This window comes from Franconibacter sp. IITDAS19 (genome assembly GCF_023079515.1).
Lineage (GTDB): Bacteria > Pseudomonadota > Gammaproteobacteria > Enterobacterales > Enterobacteriaceae > Franconibacter > Franconibacter pulveris.
The window spans coordinates 203,619-222,085 of the sequence record NZ_JALJCP010000007.1 but is presented as its reverse complement, the minus strand read 5'-3'; the positions used below and the strand labels follow the sequence as shown (position 1 = coordinate 222,085).

General features: G+C 54.8%; 14 protein-coding genes. 4 read left to right on the top strand and 10 right to left on the bottom strand.

Going from position 1 to position 18,467, the window contains the following annotated elements:
* The 7 genes from tssH to tssB form a co-directional block, all read right to left on the bottom strand.
* The coding region (gene tssH / locus MT962_RS17140) for a type VI secretion system ATPase TssH (RefSeq protein WP_247366116.1) at nt 1–2,583 on the bottom strand (2,583 nt) is incomplete at its 3' end.
* 173 nt (nt 2,584–2,756) lie between these two features.
* The gene (gene hcp, locus MT962_RS17135) at nt 2,757–3,248 is read right to left on the bottom strand and encodes a type VI secretion system effector Hcp (protein ID WP_024558534.1); all 492 of its coding nucleotides are present in this window, start codon (nt 3,246–3,248) and stop codon (nt 2,757–2,759) included.
* A 4-nt stretch (nt 3,249–3,252) separates the two neighbouring features.
* On the bottom strand, nt 3,253–4,962 hold the full coding sequence (locus MT962_RS17130) for an OmpA family protein (RefSeq protein WP_024558535.1): 1,710 nt from the start codon (nt 4,960–4,962) through the stop codon (nt 3,253–3,255).
* Nucleotides 4,959–5,648 carry a type VI secretion system protein TssL, short form gene (gene tssL, locus MT962_RS17125; protein WP_247366115.1) on the bottom strand — a complete coding sequence of 230 codons (690 nt, stop codon included), beginning with the start codon at nt 5,646–5,648 and terminating at the stop codon, nt 4,959–4,961. The genes MT962_RS17130 and tssL overlap by 4 nt, the downstream gene beginning before the upstream one ends.
* Entirely contained in the window at nt 5,645–6,985 is a 1,341-nt protein-coding gene (gene tssK / locus MT962_RS17120) for a type VI secretion system baseplate subunit TssK (RefSeq protein WP_024561025.1), read from the bottom strand. The genes tssL and tssK overlap by 4 nt, the downstream gene beginning before the upstream one ends.
* 17 nt (nt 6,986–7,002) lie before the next feature.
* On the bottom strand, nt 7,003–8,547 hold the full coding sequence (tssC, locus tag MT962_RS17115; RefSeq protein ID WP_247366114.1) for a type VI secretion system contractile sheath large subunit: 1,545 nt from the start codon (nt 8,545–8,547) through the stop codon (nt 7,003–7,005).
* A 25-nt stretch (nt 8,548–8,572) separates the two neighbouring features.
* Nucleotides 8,573–9,067: a type VI secretion system contractile sheath small subunit gene (gene tssB, locus MT962_RS17110; RefSeq protein WP_024558539.1), complete on the bottom strand. Its 495-nt coding sequence runs from the start codon at nt 9,065–9,067 to the stop codon at nt 8,573–8,575.
* A gap of 1,163 nt (nt 9,068–10,230) precedes the next feature.
* Here tssB and MT962_RS17105 point away from each other — a divergent pair.
* Nucleotides 10,231–11,202, top strand: coding sequence for a magnesium and cobalt transport protein CorA (locus tag MT962_RS17105; protein WP_247366113.1), 972 nt, complete (start codon nt 10,231–10,233; stop codon nt 11,200–11,202).
* 14 nt (nt 11,203–11,216) lie between these two features.
* Here MT962_RS17105 and MT962_RS17100 read toward each other — a convergent pair whose 3' ends face one another.
* Both MT962_RS17100 and alaC read right to left on the bottom strand, forming a co-directional pair.
* Nucleotides 11,217–11,579, bottom strand: a complete 363-nt coding sequence (locus MT962_RS17100) for a cupin domain-containing protein (RefSeq protein WP_024561026.1) — start codon at nt 11,577–11,579, stop codon at nt 11,217–11,219.
* A 482-nt stretch (nt 11,580–12,061) separates the two neighbouring features.
* Nucleotides 12,062–13,300: an alanine transaminase gene (alaC, locus tag MT962_RS17095; protein WP_024558542.1), complete on the bottom strand. Its 1,239-nt coding sequence runs from the start codon at nt 13,298–13,300 to the stop codon at nt 12,062–12,064.
* Between the two features lie 244 nt (nt 13,301–13,544).
* On the opposite strand from alaC, the gene MT962_RS17090 reads away from it, so the two are divergent.
* The 3 genes from MT962_RS17090 to MT962_RS17080 all read left to right on the top strand — a co-directional run bounded on the left by MT962_RS17090 (nt 13,545) and on the right by MT962_RS17080 (nt 17,307).
* Complete coding sequence (locus MT962_RS17090) at nt 13,545–14,786, top strand: DUF1479 domain-containing protein (protein ID WP_024561027.1); 1,242 nt, start codon at nt 13,545–13,547, stop codon at nt 14,784–14,786.
* Between the two features lie 80 nt (nt 14,787–14,866).
* Nucleotides 14,867–16,564: a sensor histidine kinase gene (locus MT962_RS17085; protein WP_247366112.1), complete on the top strand. Its 1,698-nt coding sequence runs from the start codon at nt 14,867–14,869 to the stop codon at nt 16,562–16,564.
* 11 nt (nt 16,565–16,575) lie between these two features.
* Entirely contained in the window at nt 16,576–17,307 is a 732-nt protein-coding gene (locus MT962_RS17080; protein ID WP_024558545.1) for a LytTR family DNA-binding domain-containing protein, read from the top strand.
* A 25-nt stretch (nt 17,308–17,332) separates the two neighbouring features.
* Here the strand turns inward: MT962_RS17080 and glk are convergent, their stop codons facing one another.
* Nucleotides 17,333–18,298 (bottom strand): glucokinase, encoded by a 966-nt coding sequence (gene glk, locus MT962_RS17075; RefSeq protein ID WP_024558546.1) that lies wholly within the window; start codon nt 18,296–18,298, stop codon nt 17,333–17,335.
* Between the last annotated feature and the right edge of the window lie 169 nt (nt 18,299–18,467).

Sequence of the window (18,467 nt, the reverse complement as noted above, 5' to 3'; positions counted from 1 at the left end):
CGACTGTGGTTTCTGTTTCGCAGCCATGTGGCTCAGCAACTGCTGACTCAGTACCGGCAGAATTTGCTGATTCAGCAGGCTGTCGACGTTGCGTGCGCCAGTGTCCGGCAGCAGGCAGGCGGCAGTGAGTGCGTCATACAGGCTCTCATCAATGTGCGTGGTCAGACCGTAGTGACGATGTAAGCGCTTGCTGACCTGTGACAGCTTCATTTCGACGATGGTGCGCATTGCCGTTTCTGCCAGCGGACGGTAAATCACGGTCTGGAAACGCGCCAGCAGTGCCGGCTGGAAGTGGTCGCGCAGTATCGGGCGCAGCAGTTCGTGCAGGTCGCCTTCGGTGGCCTCCGGCTGTTCGTCGAGCAACTGCATCAGGTGGTCGCTGCCGAGGTTCGAGGTCATCAGAATAACCGTGTTTCTGAAGTCGATTTCACGCCCTTCACCGTCGCGCATAAAGCCGCGGTCGAACACCTGATAGAACAGATTCATCACATCCCGGTGCGCTTTTTCCACTTCATCGAGCAGTACCACACTGTACGGTCGCTTGCGTACCGCTTCGGTCAGAATGCCGCCCTGACCGTAACCCACGTAGCCCGGAGGCGAGCCTTTCAACTGGGAAACGGTGTGCGGCTCCTGGTATTCGGAGAGATTAATGGTAATCAGCGATTTTTCACCACCGTACAGCACATCCGCCAGCGCCAGCGCGGTTTCCGTTTTACCGACCCCGCTCGGGCCGACCAGCAGGAACACGCCCTGGGGGCCATTCTCTGACGTTAAACCTGTTTTTGACGCGCGCAGGCGCTGAGCGATGGCGTTCAGAGCAGCGTCCTGGCCCACCACGCGTTTGCCGATTTCGTTTTCAAGGGTCAGCAGTTCGGTCTGCTCGTCTTTCATCAGCGAGGAGAGCGGCACGCCGGTCCAGTCGGCAATTACGTTGGCGACGGTGCGTACATCCACATCCACGGAGAGCAACGGGTTGCTGTGCTGCAAACCATTCAGTTCCTGTTGTAACGCGTGAATCTCGCTCTGGCGGGAGATATCCTGGCGGCTTTTCAGCAGTTGCCCGGTGAGCGCCAGCTCCTGGCCATACCGGGTTTCCAGTTCGTCGAGTTCAACAATCAGGCGTACTTCTTCCTGTTCAATCGCCATTAGACGTTCGTCATGGTTCTGGCTGCCTGCAGCAATGTCCTCCAGCAGCGCCTGCTTCTCCGTTTCCAGCGACGTAATTTGCGAGCGAATGCGGGTTAACGGTTCTGGCGTTGTATCAAGGCTCATGCGCACGCGGGCTGCGGCGGTATCAAGCAAATCGACCGCTTTGTCCGGCAACTGGCGGCCTGTTATATAGCGGCGCGAAAGCGTGACCGCGGCGCGCACCGCATCGTCGGTAATATGGACGTTATGATGCTCCGCATAGCGGGATTTCAGGCCTCGGAGCATCAGACAGGCGGTGTCGTCATCCGGCTCATCGACTTTAACCATCTGGAAACGACGCTCCAGCGCGGCATCGCGCTCGAAGTATTGTTTGTATTCGGACCAGGTGGTGGCGGCGATGGTGCGCAGTTCGCCACGCGCCAGGGCAGGTTTCAGCAGGTTAGCCGCATCGGCACCGCCAGCCTGGTTGCCGGCACCGATGATGGTATGCGCTTCGTCGATGAACAGCAGGACAGGCGCCGGAGACTGTTGTACCGCATCGATGACGTTTTTCAGGCGCTGCTCAAATTCGCCCTTCACGCCTGCGCCTGCCTGCAACAGGCCGAGGTCAAGGGTACGCAGCGCCACAGGCTTGAGCGACTCCGGCACGTTGCCTTCGGCAATGCGCAGCGCCAGACCTTCCACCAGCGCGGTTTTGCCGACACCGGGTTCCCCCACCAGGATCGGGTTGTTCTTGCGACGGCGGGAGAGAATGTCCACCATCTGGCGAATTTCAGTGTCACGGCCAAAGACCGGGTCGATTTTGCCCTCTTTGGCCTTGGCGGTGACATCGAGGGTGAATTTATCCAGCGCGTTCTGCAGAGCCTGGCTCAGTTCGCCCTCTTTCACTTCAGCTCCGACTGGACGCCCGATAAACTCCACGTCCCCGCCACGGCTCTGAGCCAGTTCAGCCTCGAGCTGCACATCCGGGCGTTCATCCGACTGCGCATCAAGTAGTGGCCTCAGACGTTCCAGCTGGCGCTGTCCCAGCGTCAGCAGCGGCCACAAACCATCACAACGGACCAGGCCCTGTTTCTTAACCAGCGCCATCAACAGATGAACACTGCGGATTTGTTCTTCACCGTTGAGTGAAGCAATCAGCCATGCCTGCTGCATAAGTGTTTGAATAAGTTCAGAAAGATTGGGTCGATGGCGCACCGAGCGGGGTTGTCTGTCAAGCCAACTGAGTAAATCCTGCCAGATGCTGTCCATATCCCACTCATAGCGGCGCGCCAGTACGGTCAGGTCACCCTCTCCCTGCTCCAGCAGTTTCAGTAACCAGTGCTCGGGTAAGATCTCCGCATGCGCCCGGGTCTGGCATAAAGAGGCGGCGCCTTCCATCGCACGGGCACAGTATGGGTTCAGACGGCGTAACAGAATGGCTGGATTTTCCATGAATCTCTCTCTTTGTCGGTTCCAGGACACGCTACCGCCCATCGCTGTTTCCTGGGATGGGGACCAAAGCGCATACGGTCGGGCTGGCAGTTTGTGGGTTTCTTTGCTGAAAGCCCGTTTCAGACAGGCCCTCAGCAAAAAACTGCGGACAGGAAACCCCGTCCGCATCGGGCTTACGCGGTAGCGCGTTCGTTCCAGGAGTCGGAATGAATGATGTTGCCGTCTTTATAGGTCCAGGTGATTTTTTCGTAACGCAGTTCAATGCGCTCAAGGTGGTTGTGCTTCTCTTTAGAAGGATCCTTGATGTCATACATTTCAGGATTCACTTTCACCACTTTCACGTTTTCCAGTTTGGTGTTGAAGTACTCCACTTCCTGGCCCGCGTCGTTGATTTTGTACCACTTGAATTCCGCAGACTTGAGGGTCTGACCGGTGGTCACTGCCTTGTACAGGTACGGGCTGGACGAGTCGATTTCCTTGGTGAACAGGAACGGAGTGTGGATACGGGTACCGGTCAGTTTGCCGGTGTTGTTATCGGTCGGGATGTACAGGTTATGCTCCTGAGCGACAACTTCGATGCTGCCTTCACGATCCTGAACGTCCACAGAACCTTTAATGTCTGCGCCGCCGTCGTCTTTCAGCCAAAGATAAACAGGAATTGCCATGGAATTACTCTCCATTGTGTTGTGATGCGCCATCATCCTGCGATGACGCCTGGGTGTGGCCCGGTATCTGACAGGCGTTGGCCTGTGGTACCAGACTGATTTCGACACGGCGGTTGAGCGCACGCCCATCCGGGGTGTCATTGGTTGCGATCGGACGGCTTTCGCCATAGCCCTGCACCGCAAAACAGCTTTCCGGTACATCACCGGTATCACGCATCCAGTCGCGCACCGCTTCGGCACGTTTCAGGGATAGCGTCTGATTGAGCACTGGATTGCCGGTGTTGTCGGTGTGACCTGACACCACAATCAACCAGCCCGGTTTCGCCTTGATACCGACCAGTGAGTTCACCAGCATTTTGGTGGAACCAGCCTTCAGCACGGATTTACCGGAATCGAACAGCGACATGCTGTCGAGGCGGACAATTTTCGGCACCGGTTTGGGTTTCGGCTGTGGTTCAGGCGGCGGTGGAGGCACATACGAACGGATCGCATCCAGCACAGGCATTCGCAGGCGCTCCCCCTGATACAGACCTAGGCCCATGCGCGCCGGTACGCCATTGCGCGCCTGGTCATCCAGCTCAGCCGCATCGTCACGCAGTACAGCAACGGCATCGGCTTTTGGTCCGAAATCATGCATCGGAATACGGTCATAGCGGGCGATATCGAAGCTCACACGCTGCAGCAACTGGCGATTGTTCCAGCCACTGCTGAGCAGCGCTGCAATCGCCGCCAGCGTGAAAAGCCCGAGCGCACAACGCCAGGTTCGCCCACGCGGCGTCAGGCCTCGTCCTTCGGGCAGCAGCGGCAGAATAAAATCCGGAAAGGGGGAGATAACCGTACTGTCCGTTCCTGACGGCTGCCAGCCCGCTACCTGCTGCATCGCAGTGTGATGCGAAAGCCACGCAGTCCAGGCTGATGTGGCCAGACTTCCGGCAAGGATCGGCCTCATTCCCCACAGCACCGAGACAGGAGCAATGACAGGAACGTCGGGGTTCTCATCCATAAAGACAGCCTGGACGTGCTGTTGGAACCAGCTCATCAAGCTGTTCATCAGCACCTGTTGCTGCATCGCAGGCGACCCACCGGTGGTGACCCATGCAGCGATTGAACCCGGCGCTGAAGACTCACGCCAGACCCTCACCCCTTCCCCCGGGATAGCCGCCTGCCAGAGCAGATCATTCGTCATCGCACTGCCCACCTGACCATTCAGAACCAGCGGCACAGAATGACCCGTCACTTTACGCAGCTGGCTGATTTGCCAGCGCAGGGCCAGCAGGCGACTGGTCAGCGCCTCGATGTCTGCATGCTTCTGCGGACAGACGCTGACCATCACCGACAACTGACGTCCCCAGTCCGGGCGCAGCCACAGCACCTGTCGGGCTACCTGCTCCGGATCCTGATGGTCTTCCACCCGGATCCAGCATCCCTGTGTGACCGTAAGCACCGGTGACTGCTGTGGCCAGGCCAGCGGCAGATCGCCACAGACCAGCACCACAGGCTGACGGTAAGTGGCTTCCGGGAGGTCATCCTGACGCAGGATGACGTCATGCTCCGCACGACGACTGGCTACATACCAGAACGCCAGGATAAGCCCCAGAACGGTAAGCAGAAGAAGCACAGAAACCAGTCTGGATACCGGCAGGAAACCCAGGCAGACCACTGCACTCAGCAGGGCGGCCCACAGCGCAAGCCCGCGCTGTTGTGCAGGACTCATTTCACAGCCCCCGGTAGCAGGGTCAGCAGTGTCTGATCCAGCCAGTGGCTCAGTCCCCACCACAGCGCGGCCACCACCGCCACGCTCAGGCCAATACGCACGGGCCATGACGCCAGCCAGCCGCCCATTCCACGCCCGGTACGGCTTTCCGCCAGGATCGGATGGGTTTGTGGATAGCTGAACGGCGTGACATGTTCACTGAGCGCGTTGACGAGTTTCTGGCGATCCGGATCGTTCAGCGATCGGAAACTGCCGAGGAATCCCAGCATCATGACCCGCTGGAAGCAGGTCAAGACAGCATGGTCAGGCGCTGGTTCACGCAGCACATCACGCATCCGATCGCACAGCGTATCACCCGCGTCCATGGTGCCGAGGAAGTGTCCCTGCAGGGGAATGTCATACCACTGCACGCAGGCGTCATCCTCCACACCGCGACCTTTGACGGCTTCATCAAGCAGCGCACACTGTGCAGTGAGAATATGCTGACAGCTGGCTTCATCGAGTTCACTCGCTTTCAGCTCACGCTGCACGCGCTCCACATCGGCGATACAGCGCTCCCACAGCAGCCGGCCTTCTCCATCCTGAAACGTCGGACCGTGGCGCAAGCTGATGACCTGCAACCAGGTGTCCTGCAGCAGGGCATCAATATCAATGGACGCAGCAGCGCTGCGTTTAGGCTCACTCATGTTCTCAGTACCGCAAAGAGTTCAAGTTCAGGCTCGCCGAGCATGCCCGGAACGTAAAACATACAGGTGCCGCCCTGTAGCATTTCGCTGGCCAGAGGATGAGAGACATCGAGGCTGAAATACTGGTTTTCCAGACGCAGTGGGATGGCGGCCGGCACATGACGCAGGGGCATCAGGGGCACACCCACCCGTGATGAATTGACGATACTCCTGACATGATCGGGACTGCCCACCTTGCACTGGCGCGGGAACTGTTCCTGCAGCTGTGCCACCGGCATCGGCGAACGCACGGAGAGGTAGTAATCCGCCCCTTCGCGCAGGCGTGGGTCATGCAGACGGGCCTGCCAGAAGTGAAGCCGGGCATCATGCTCAAGCTCAATCGCTACCACCCGCGACGGCAGGCTGGCTTCCAGCAGGTCGCCCAGTAGGTCAAAGAGCGGCGGGAAGACGTTATTCAGTTGCTCATGCTGCCAGACAGGAATAGCACTCACCTGGTGTTCCAGTGAGAAGGTAAGCAGGCTGCCCGCAAACCGGGCCAGCTCCGGATACAAACGCTCAGGCGGGCTTTGTGGGTTGCGCTGAAACTGACCGAGCACAGGTTCGGCGCTGTTCAGGGCATTGAGCAACCAGAACAGGGACACGTCGGCCACAGCAAAATCCGCCATACGTTCGTTGCTTTCCCGGCGCATTGCCATCAGGCGACTCAGCCGGGCACGCAGTTGCGTCATCAGCTGTTCCAACTGGGTCACCAGCCAGCGACTACCCTGAATGGTCAGCAGCGGCGGGAGAAAAGCTTCGTCCAGTAACCATGCGCCCTGCGTATCCTGCTGCAGACGGGCGACCGGGCAGGTCAGGTAATCGCTGTTGTTCTGCCAGGCGAAGCGCAATGTCAGCTCCGGCTGCATCACCGCAATCTGACGGGTATCGTCCCCGAAGGTGTTGCGGACATCCCGCCAGCGCTGGCGATAGCGCACCGGACGTTCAGCCACTTCATCAGGTTTAAGGCAGTTGCCGCCGTTCGCCCGCAGCAGCGGAAGCGCCAGAACTACCACCACTTCATGCGATTCACTGTCGAGCGCCAGCGCCGGAGGCAGGGCATCCGCATTATCGGTATCAATCAGCGTGCCGTCGGGGAAACGGACGTGCAGATGGCGGGCCTGCAGGCGGCCCAGCTTCAGGGCATCCGGCTCGAAGGTGGCGTCAATTATTCCCCAGGGCTGGCTGAGGCCCAGCCGGGCGATGCATTCCGCAGACCAGGCCGCATAAGCGGCCTGTTGCTGGAAGTGCTGGGGAGAGACCATCTGGCCCCTGCCCCATAACGGTTGTTCCGTTTTCATTGACTTCCTGCCTTAGCTTATGATTTCGCCTTCGGCATCTGGGAAACCAGCGACAGGTTGACGTCCATCCCTTCTACCTGGAAGTGCGGTACCGCATAGAGTTTCACGCGGAAGAAGCCCGGGTTGTCTTCTATGTCTTCGACAATCACTTTCGCATCACGTAGCGGGTGAGACGCCTGCAGCTCATCGCCTGGATCGGTCATTTCAGTGACCAGCCCACGTACCCAGGTGTTCAGCTCCAGCTCCAGCAAACGGCGGTCCTTGGTGGTGCCGATATTTTCGCGCTGAATCAGCTTGAGGTAGTGCGCGATACGCGACAGCAGGAAGATGTATGGCAGACGCGCATTGATGCGGCTGTTGGCCGTCGCATCCGGGGTATCGTACAGCGCCGGTTTCTGCGTGGAGTTGGCTGAGAAGAAGCACGCGTAGTCGCGGTTTTTGTAATACGACAGGGGGATGAAACCCAGATTGGCGAATTCAAACTCACGGGTTTCCGGGATCATCACCTCCGACGGGATTTTCACCTGATTGCCGGTGCCGAGGTCATACAGATGGATCGGCAGATCGTTCACCGCGCCCCCGGCCTGCGGGCCACGGATCTGCACACACCAGCCGTTGTTGATGAAGCTCTTCACCATGTTAGCCGCAAAGGCAAAGGAGGCGCTGGTCCACAGGTATTTCTCATGGTCCGGACCTTTCACCTGCTCAACATAGTTGAAGCTGCGCACCGGCACGGTGTCCGGACCATACGGCAAGCGGCCCAGGACGCGTGGCATCACCAGCCCCATATAGCGGCTGTCGTCAGTCTCGCGGAAGGATTTCCATTTGATGTACTCGGCGCGATCAAAGTAGTTGCCAATATCTTTGATGGCGGCGACCTCCTCCATTGAGTTTTTGAGGAAGAATTTCGGACCGGCAGAACCGATAAACGGCATATGCGCCGCCGCTGACACTTTAGAGATATTGCGCATCAGGGCTACGTCCTGCGGGCTGGCATCAAATTCATACGCCGAGATTACCGCCGCAATGGGTTCTCCCCCTGGGGTGTCGTACTCCGAAACGTAAGAATGCCAGTACAGCCCGCTCTGGATAACTTCCGGCGCATCTTCAAAATCCTGGCGCAAATCGTCTTTGGACACATCCAGGATCTCGGTCTTCACGTTCTGGCGATAATCTGTGTTATCCACCAGATGTTTCAGGCCGCGCCACAATGACTCAACTTTTTGAAACGCCTCGTGGTGCATGACAGCATCCAACTGGCGGCTAATCTGGTGATCCAGCTCGGCGATATGATGATCAATCAGCGTCTTATCGAGCTTCTCCACTCTTTGACCCGACTGGCGCAGACGCTCCAGGAACACCTGCACACCTGCAGTAATGCGTTCGTTAGCACCGGCTTCCGCCATGGCAGTTTCATCCTGCCAGACTGACAGGTCGCTGAGACTGGAAGCGGGTTTCAGATTGATTTTTTCAAACAAGGAGGCGTAAATCCCCTCAGTTGCGGAACGTTCCTGGACAAGCGTCTCACCTGCTGGCACAGCGGTTTCATTCTGTACAGACATCAACATTTTCCTTTAATTTTTTCCGTCAGGCTTTCGGAGCAAGGGCATTGAGTTCAGCGCGCAATTCATTGCTGAGCGTCGGATCGCGCAAAATGGCTTCCAGCTCTTTACGAAATGTGGCGTTATCCAGAAGATTGGATTTGAGATCGCGTAACAGGCTACGCATGGCAAGCATCGCTTTAAGCTGAGGGATCTGGCGGGCCACCTGCTCCGGCTCAAAATCTTTCATTTCTTTAAAGCTGAGACGGATGTTTTCTTCACTGCCATCACCAGCGAGGGTATTTTCAACAGTGAGGTTAACGGACGGTGAAAACTCAGCTAAAACGCTACCCAGATTATTTTTATTAACGTTGATTTTGGTACGCTCAGACAGCGGACGGTTCTCTTGTCCGTTACTGAAATCACCGGTCACCAGCAATTTAAGCGGCAGCTCCACTTTTTTCTGAGCGCCTCCTGTGTGCAGGTTCAATTTGAGGTTAATACGGGCTTTTGGAATTTCTTCCTGGAATGAACCGGACATGCAATGTTCCTTCATATGACGTGCTTCAGACGGCTGATTACCGGAAACCTCTGGCACATCTTCCGGACAGCACCTCGCCGCATCCACAGCGATGAAATAGAATGTATAAAACAGACAGTTACGTTAGAAATGCTACGCGAATTGCATGCACGAACAAGAGGGGAATAGAGCGTAAATGTAAATACTCATGATCTGAGCGCTACGAGAAATCCGCAATGCCAGAGCAAATGGATTTCTAATTATTTTCGGTTAAGGCAGATATTCCGGCGCCAGGAAATATATACCGACCTTTTTTTCTCAGTTATTTTCTGTTGAAAAATATTTCTACACGGTAACAATTCAATTCCAAATCTATTAGGAAAATATTAATAATTCCAGGAAGAACACCGTTAAAAATCAATATTGCATTGAATCCCAGAATGAATTAACAAAAAAAGATTTACCTGACAAATTGATATGATGAGGCCATTTTGTTTACGCGAGGAAATATACGCCCGTTCCTGGCACTTAAGTTAAGCACTTGCCATGGAGGAGAAAATACCCTTTCCTCACGTCATGCTTATTTAGCGTAGAAAATAAAGGAGAAGAGTTTTATGGTTAATATTACTCTCTGGATTATGTATACGATAAATTGATAAACCAAAAGCATAATATCAACCTGGAAAGTATTTTGAGACGCAAAAGTTACCTTTATCCCTGGCACCGGATCCATTATGCCTTCACTTTCGTAAAGCCCTCCCGACGCATCGATAAGGCATCTTTGTTCACGATACTTTATGCTACTGCATCAACGTAAAGAGGAAATAGTTGAACGCGTATTTAAGAGCCCGTGGCGCGACTATAAGTTGGATATCTCCAGCAATCCTTAGGTAAGAGAGTTAACGAAGGGCGGGTCAGGTATGACTGAGGGAGGGTTTTGCGTTTTGCCTGTTACTGGCAACATGAAGAGTTGGCCACTTAAACGCATGTTAATCTCATCCGACGCCTGCAGGGACATAAAAGCGCGCCTACGCTGACAGAACGCCATGAAGATGAATCTAGCAAGACTGGCTATTTCAAAAAAAAGGTCAGCAGCCCTTCGCAACATTCAGAAAACTAAACAGGAAACGCAGCATAACGGTCGCTATAGTTACCCTATTACTATGCGTGCGCAGGGAAGAAATATGATTGTTAACAGTATGGTTTATCGTCCTGGCGGCGAGTTTGAAGTGATTAATGTCGAAGACATCAGCGACGCGCTAAAATCGCCGGATAACTTTGTCTGGCTCGGTCTCTGGCAGCCCGATCCACCGTTTATGCAAAACATGCAGGAAGAGTTCGGCCTGCATGAACTGGCTATTGAAGACGCCCTGACGGCGCACCAGCGCCCTAAAATCGATCAGTATGGCGAGTCGATTTTTATTGTGGTGAAAACCGCCTATATGTCTGATGCCGGCCGCATCGACTTTGGCGAAACCCACTTCTTTGTTGGCAAAAATTACCTGGTTTCCGTACGTCATGGCCCTTCGCAAAGCTATGCGCCAGTCCGTATGCGGGCTCAGGAGCGACCGGAAATGCTGACGGAAGGCGGCCCGGGTTACTCGCTTTATTGCCTGCTCGATTTTATTGTCGATCATTATCTGGAAATTACCGCTTCGCTTGGAGAACGTATTACAAAGCTTGAAGAAAAAATGTTCCGCAGCGAATTCGATAAGCAGGCGATGCAGGAGGTTTATACACTCCGTCGGCAGTTGCTGGAAATTCGCAATGCCGCGCTACCCGTTAACGAAATCTGCAATCAGCTAATTCGCCTGCATGAAGATATTTTTCCGAAATCGCTTCGGCCTTATCTGCGAGACGTGCAGGACCATGCTCATCACGCGGTAATGGATGCGGAAAATATGCATGAAATGTTGACCAGCGCCATGCACGTAAACCTGGCGCTGGTGACAGTACAGCAAAACGAAGTGACCAAGCGGCTGGCGGGATGGGGTGCTATCCTGGTTATCCCAACCATAGTCTTTAGTATGTACGGCATGAACTTCGAACACATGCCGGAAATAAAATCGATTTATGGCTATCCGGTTACGATTGGCGGCACTTTCCTGGCCTGTTACCTGCTTTATCGCAAATTGCGGAAAACGGGCTGGCTTTAAGCGGGGCCTGACGCTTAACGCTTCGCCCCTGACTTGTCCGCAAAATCGTGACGGTCGTTGCGCGTCATAGGCTGGGAAATAACCAGGTATTCGGTATCAGGATTGGCCTCGTTACGAATCTGGTGAAGTTGCCCTGGGGCGACTTCGAGTGACTCGCCCGGTTTCAGTACAAAAACCGTGTTGTTAAGCTCGACCGTCATTTCACCGCTGATGACAAAAAAGCACTGCCTTACTGTTTCATGGTAGTGGCACTGCTCTCCCCGGCCCGACGGCATACGCTGCTGAATGACGCTTAAATCCTGGGCTTTTACCAGATGCCAGCCGTCGCAGTCCCCACCCCACAGGTAGTGTTCTGCGTTAGTTTTACTGATGACCATTTATCCTGCTCTGCTGATACAACAAATTACTTACATTTACATACCTGGCGGCTGTCAGGCAAGGGGAAGCGAGTGAATAGTTACTCACCGGAAATTATCTTTTTTCTAGTATTTTTAATGGGATAACATCATTAAGCAGAGCCATAAAAAAATAATTTTTAGCGGGTCGGCAGCCGCTTGTCTCCCTCAAAATTTAGGGGTACATTAGCGGCCGCTGGCGCCCCAGAATAGTCAACGTTTTCGGGGGAATCGACAGGTCAGGACGGGAAAAATCTCAAAGTACTCTGGCTGCGGTTTTATCTCTCTATACTGAGACCTTGCGTAGAGTTTTTAAGCATACAATAGAGTATGCGGAGCGATGTGACGTGAAATACTTCTTTATGGGCGTATCGGTGATTCTGCTGTTGTGGGCCGGCACGTTTGCCCTGATGATTTAGCAAAACACCTGAGTGAAACAGGAGCCATTGGGCTCCTGTTTTGTTTTATTCGGCGCTTTCGCTTGCGGTTTTACTCCCTGAGGGCAGCAGACCATCCGCCCGGAACATCGCCTTAATGCCGCGCACAGCCTGTCGAATGCGATCCCGATTCTCAATCAGCGCGAAGCGGACATGCGTGTCGCCATACTCCCCAAAACCGATGCCTGGGGAAACGCAGACTTTCGCATCCTGCAGCAGCTTTTTGGCGAACTCGAGCGACCCCATAGCGGCGTATTGCTCCGGGATTTTCGCCCAGACATACATAGACGCTTTCGGGCACTCCACCATCCAACCAGCTTCGTGAAGACCTTTTACCAGTACGTCGCGGCGACGTTTGTACTGCTCTGCAATATCGCGCACGCACTGCTGATCCCCTTCCAGCGCGGCAATAGCCGCCACCTGCAGCGGGGTAAACGTGCCGTAATCATGGTAACTTTTAATACGCGCCAGCGCGCTCACCAGTTGCTGATTGCCGACCATAAAGCCAATTCGCCAGCCCGCCATGTTGTAACTTTTGGACAACGTGAAAAACTCTACTGCCACGTCGCGCGCGCCCGGCACCTGCATGATAGAAGGCGCTTTCCAGCCGTCATAGACGATATCGGCGTAAGCGAGGTCATGCACAACCAGCACGTCGTACCGTTTAGCGAGCGCCACCACTTTCTCAAAAAACTCCAGCTCTACGCACTGCGCGGTTGGGTTTGAGGGGAAGCCCAGAATCATCATCTTCGGCTTCGGATAGCTTTCGCGGATAGCCCGCTCCAGCTCGTTGAAAAAATCCACCCCTTCCACCAGTGGGACTGAGCGCACCTGAGCGCCCGCGATGACCGCCCCGTAAATATGGATGGGATAACTCGGGTTAGGCACCAGCACGGTATCGCCGTGGTCGAGCGTGGCCAGCATCAGGTGCGCCAGCCCTTCTTTCGAACCGATGGTGACAATCGCCTCGTTTTCAGGGTCGATATCTACCTGGTAACGCTCCTGATACCAGCGCGAAATGGCGCGGCGAAGGCGCGGAATACCGCGTGAGGTTGAGTAGCCGTGCGTATCGGGACGTTGCGCAACGGTACAAAGCTTTTCCACAATATGCGGTGGCGTAGCGCCATCGGGGTTCCCCATGCTGAAGTCGATAATATCTTCGCCGCGCCGACGCGCAGCCATCTTCAGTTCAGCAGTGATATTAAAAACGTACGGGGGAAGACGATCGATACGGGAAAAACGACGGATAGCGCTGGAGTCAGCCATAGGTTCCTCAGGTTTACGTTAGCGCCCGGACCGTCCGAGCGACGCCGCCACGATTGTGGCATGTATACAAAATAGCCTGAAAAATTTTCTTCTGTCGAGAGGCAAAACAAACAATTTTTGACGTCAGGAAAAACGGGAACTTTCATTTGAAAGATATCCCTGTTTTATCCGATTGCCAGGCGCTATATTAACTCTGTCGCAACAAACCTATAACCTCTTCCCTCTCACTTATGGAGTTACCGCGATGACCCTGCAAATCAACGATCTGCCCGCCGCTATTCGTGACGTTAAACAGAAGCTTCGCCGCGACTTACCTCATTACAAAGCGGTGTTTAACGAACTGGAAGCGGACATGAAGCGCCAAATCCAGGCTATCCGCGAAGAGATGGAGCGCGGCGAAAGCCCGGTTCCGCAAATCCACGCCGAAGATATTCTGCATAACCGCATCAGCGACCAACAAAAAGCGTTAATCCGCGAGCGCGGCTGCTGCGTGATTAAAGGCGTGTTTGCAGAAAACCAGGCGCGCGCCTGGAATAAGGAAATCGGCGACTACCTGGAACGCAATAACTTCGTCGAAAAACTGAAAAACGCCGCTGAAGATAACTACTTCGGAACGCTTGCCGACAGTAAACCGCAGATCTACGGCATCTACTGGTCGAAGCCACAGGTAGAAGCGCGTCAGCACGAACGCATGAAAGCCGCGCAGGTGTTTCTCAATAACCTCTGGCAGACGGAAAGCCAGGGCAAGCAGCATTTCGATCCGAACCGCGTAGTGACTTATGCAGACCGCACCCGCCGCCGCCCGCCGCGCTCCTCTTCGCTGGGCCTGTCGCCGCATGTGGATGGCGGCTCGGTGGAACGCTGGCTGGATGAAAATTTCCGCCACGTTTATCGTCATGTCTTTAGCGGCGAATGGCGTCGTTATAATCCCTTTGAGGCTGAAGGACGCACTGAAGCGCGGGAAATCCCCTCCCCGGCGGTCTGCTCTATGTTCCGCACTTTCCAGGGCTGGACGGCGCTCAGCGAACAGCGCAAACACGGCGGCACGCTGACGCTGCTGCCCATTGCCAACGCCATGGCTTACATCCTGCTGCGCGCCCTTCAGGATGATGTGCCGGAGGAGTCGTTGTGCGAGGCGAAGCCTGGCCGCGCATTATCTATTAACGAACAGTGGCATCCCCTTTTACTGACTGGGATTTCCTCAATTCCTGATATGGAGCCGGGCGACACGGTTTTCTGGCACTGTGATGTTATACACGCCGTGGAAAACGAACATCAGGGCGAGTTTGACAGCAACGTAATGTATATCGCCGCCGCACCCTGGTGTGAGAAAAACGCCGCCTACCTCAAGCGCCAGTGGCCGGCGTTTGTTGAAGGCAGATCCCCGCCCGATTTCGCCGCCGACGACTTTGAAGTGGATTTTACTGGCCGCGCTACCGAAGCCTGTCTCACCCCGGCCGGCCGTGAACAGCTGAAAGGCGAATAACGCAGCACACCTGGCGGCTGGTCATCTGCCGCCAGGTTTTCTATTATGGCCTTTCTCCCTGATGACAACCCGAGTATTACGTGCACGAAATTTTCAACATGCTGCTGGCGGTGTTTGACCGCGCGGCATTAATGCTTATCTGCCTCTTCTTTTTGATTCGCATCCGCCTTTTCCGCGAGTTGCTGCATAAAAGCGCTCACACCGCCAAAGAGCTGTTGGCGGTTACCGCCATCTTTTCTCTGTTCGCGCTGTTCAGCACCTGGTCCGGCGTACCGGTGGAAGGCTCGCTGGTTAACGTGCGAATAATTGCGGTCATGTCCGGCGGCATCCTTTTTGGCCCCTGGGTGGGTATTATTACCGGGCTTATCGCAGGCGTTCACCGCTATTTGATTGATATGGGCGGCATTACCTCTATTCCTTGTTTTATTACCAGCATCGTGGCGGGCTGCCTTTCAGGCTGGATCCACCAGCGGGTGCCGAAAGCGCAGCACTGGCGCATCGGTATTCTTGCCGGGATGGCGTGTGAAACCCTGACAATGATTCTGGTGATCGTCTGGGCGCCGACGCTGTCGCTTGGGCTCGATATCGTGTCGAAAATCGGCGTGCCGATGATTCTCGGCACGGTGTCGATTGGCTTTATTGTGCTGCTGGTCAGAAGCGTGGAAGGCGAAAAAGAGGCCAGCGCCGCGCGCCAGGCGAAACTCGCACTGGATATCGCCAACAAAACGCTGCCGCTGTTTCGTCAGGTCAACAGCGAATCGCTGCGCCAGGTGTGCGCGATTATCTGTCGGGATATTAAGGCCGACGCCGTTGCCATCACTAACAATGAAAGGGTGCTGGCTTATGTAGGCGTGGGCGAGCACAACTATCGGGACAATAACGACGAACTTAGTCCTACAACGCTACAGGCGATCCGCTACGGCAAGATCATTATTAAAAACAATGACGAAGCGCACCGCACCCCGGAAATTCACTCTATGCTCGTTATTCCGCTCTGGGAAAAAGGGGTGGTGACCGGGACGCTAAAAATCTATTACTGTCACGCGCACCAGATAACCTCTTCTCTTCAGGAGATGGCTATCGGCCTGTCGCAAATCATTTCTACTCAGCTTGAGGTTTCCCGCACCGAACAGTTGCGCGAAATGGCGAACAAAGCGGAGCTGCGTGCGCTGCAAAGTAAAATTAACCCGCATTTTTTATTCAATGCGCTGAACGCGATTTCCTCCTCCATTCGCCTGAATCCGGATACCGCGCGCCAGCTGATTTTTAATCTTTCTCGATACCTGCGTTACAACATTGAACTCAACGATGATGAGCAGATAGACATTAAAAGAGAGCTTTATCAGATAAAAGATTATATCGCTATTGAGCAGGCGCGCTTCGGCGACAAGCTGACCGTCATCTACGACATCGATGAAGAGGTTAACTGCGTAGTGCCCAGTCTGCTTATCCAGCCGCTGGTGGAAAACGCTATCGTGCACGGCATCCAGCCCCGCAAGGGTAAAGGCGTGGTGACGATTAGCGTCACGGAGAGCGGCAACCGCGTGCGCATCGCTGTACGTGATACCGGCCACGGCATCGACCAGCAGGTTATCGACCGGGTGGAAGCGAACGAAATGCCGGGCAATAAGATAGGTCTTCTGAACGTGCACCACCGCGTCAGACTGCTTTATGGCGAAGGGCTGCTTATCCGCCGCCTCGACCCGGGCACTGAAATTGCTTTTTATGTTCCTAATCAGCCGCAGGCGCTGGCCGCGTCTGCCGCCCTTCAGCCGTAACGGTGAGCCGTATGAAAGTCATCATTGTTGAAGATGAAGTGCTGGCGCAGCAGGAGTTGAGCTGGCTTATCAAAGAACACAGCGAGATGGAAATTGTCGGCATCTTCGACGACGGACTGGACGTGCTGAAATTTTTACAGCACAACCGCGTGGACGCCATTTTTCTCGACATCAATATTCCTTCGCTGGATGGCGTGCTGCTGGCGCAGAACATCAGTAAATTCGCCCATAAGCCGTTTATCGTTTTTATCACGGCCTGGAAAGAGCATGCGGTGGAAGCATTTGAACTGGAGGCGTTTGACTACATTCTTAAGCCTTATCAGGAATCGCGCATCATCAGCATGCTGCAGAAGCTGGAGGCGGCATTTTCACAGCAGACGAGCCCGCATGCCGCAGCCCCGGCAAACCGCGAAAACGCGACGATAAACCTCGTTAAAGATGAGCGAATTATCGTTACCGATATTAACGATATTTATTATGCCGAAGCGCATGAAAAAATGACCTTCGTCTATACCCGCCGCGAAGCTTATGTGATGCCCATAAACATCACCGAGTTTTGCAGCCGTCTGCCGGAGGCGCATTTCTTCCGCTGCCATCGCTCCTACTGCGTTAACCTGAATAAAATCCGCGAAATAGAGCCGTGGTTTAACAACACGTATATTCTGCGCCTGCGGGATCTCGACTTTCAGGTGCCGGTGAGCCGAAGCAAAGTAAAAGAATTTCGCCTGCTGATGCGGTTATAAAAAAGGCGCCTTGCGGCGCCTGAGATTAGAGGATTTGCCCCAGCGTCTGGCGCAGGTGTGCGCCTGCGCCGAGCAGCCCTGGCTGGTCGTGCACGATGAGGTAAACCGGAATATCCTGCACGTAGGCTTTAAAGCGGCCTTTGTCTTCAAACCCGCCGCGAAAACCTGACGCGGTGAAGAAATCCAGGAAGCGCGGCACAATGCCGCCTGCGATATAAACGCCGCCAAAGGTTCCCAGCGTCAATGCCAGGTTGCCGCCAAAACGGCCCATAATGACGCAGAACAGCGAAAGCGCGCGGCGGCAGTCGGTGCAGCTGTCGTCCAGAGCCCGTTCAGTAATGTCTTTCGGTTGCAGGTTTTCCGGCAGGCGGCCATCGGCTTTTACAATCGCGCGATAAAGGTTCACAAGACCCGGGCCGGAGAGCACTCGTTCGGCGGAAACGTGGCCCACTTCGGCGCGCAGTTGTTCAAGAATAATCGCTTCTTCTTCGCTGTTAGGCGCGAAGTCCACATGCCCGCCCTCGCCCGGCAGGCTCACCCAGCGGCGATCAACATGTACCAGATGCGCTACGCCAAGCCCGGTTCCTGCGCCATACACGGCGATAGGTTTGCCCGGTTGAGCGGCGCCGCCGCCAAACTGGATCAGCTCTTCTTGTTTGAGCATCGGAATGGCCATCGACACGGCGGTAAAATCGTTGATTATCTCCAGATGCGCAAAGCCGAGGTTCTTTTTCATCTCTGCGATGGAGAAAGCCCAGATATGGTTGGTCATCGCCACCCAGTCGCCGGTAATGGGGCAGGCGATAGCGATACAACCGTCGGTAACAGTGACGTTATGTTCATCCAGATAGACACGCACCACCGCCTCAAGGCTCGGATAATCCAGCCCGGAATAGGTCTTCGCCCGCAGAATTTCGCCGCTGTCCACATCGCATAGCGCTAAGCGTGCGTTGGTGCCGCCGACGTCCCCCACCAAAGCATATTTTGTCATTATTTCACTGCTCCGCTAAATTCAGAATTGGTCCCTGGCACACTGTAATTTCCCGGCGCCAGAACAACAATGGTCATAGCATAAGTGCCCCAGGTTTATTGACTGCTGTCACAGATTACCTTTACCGTTTCAGCACCTTTTGTCATGCGATTATGGCACAGGGGCGCGC

Excerpts from the sequence above, each read along its gene's own strand:
- hcp (WP_024558534.1), bottom strand. The coding sequence starts at position 3,248 with ATGGCAATTCCTGTTTATCTTTGGCTGAAAGACGACGGCGGCGCAGAC.
- MT962_RS17130 (WP_024558535.1), bottom strand. The coding sequence starts at position 4,962 with ATGAGTCCTGCACAACAGCGCGGGCTTGCGCTGTGGGCCGCCCTGCTG.
- tssL (WP_247366115.1), bottom strand. The coding sequence starts at position 5,648 with ATGAGTGAGCCTAAACGCAGCGCTGCTGCGTCCATTGATATTGATGCC.
- tssK (WP_024561025.1), bottom strand. The coding sequence starts at position 6,985 with ATGAAAACGGAACAACCGTTATGGGGCAGGGGCCAGATGGTCTCTCCC.
- tssC (WP_247366114.1), bottom strand. The coding sequence starts at position 8,547 with ATGTCTGTACAGAATGAAACCGCTGTGCCAGCAGGTGAGACGCTTGTC.
- tssB (WP_024558539.1), bottom strand. The coding sequence starts at position 9,067 with ATGTCCGGTTCATTCCAGGAAGAAATTCCAAAAGCCCGTATTAACCTC.
- MT962_RS17105 (WP_247366113.1), top strand. The coding sequence starts at position 10,231 with ATGATTGTTAACAGTATGGTTTATCGTCCTGGCGGCGAGTTTGAAGTG.
- MT962_RS17100 (WP_024561026.1), bottom strand. The coding sequence starts at position 11,579 with ATGGTCATCAGTAAAACTAACGCAGAACACTACCTGTGGGGTGGGGAC.
- alaC (WP_024558542.1), bottom strand. The coding sequence starts at position 13,300 with ATGGCTGACTCCAGCGCTATCCGTCGTTTTTCCCGTATCGATCGTCTT.
- MT962_RS17090 (WP_024561027.1), top strand. The coding sequence starts at position 13,545 with ATGACCCTGCAAATCAACGATCTGCCCGCCGCTATTCGTGACGTTAAA.
- MT962_RS17080 (WP_024558545.1), top strand. The coding sequence starts at position 16,576 with ATGAAAGTCATCATTGTTGAAGATGAAGTGCTGGCGCAGCAGGAGTTG.
- glk (WP_024558546.1), bottom strand. The coding sequence starts at position 18,298 with ATGACAAAATATGCTTTGGTGGGGGACGTCGGCGGCACCAACGCACGC.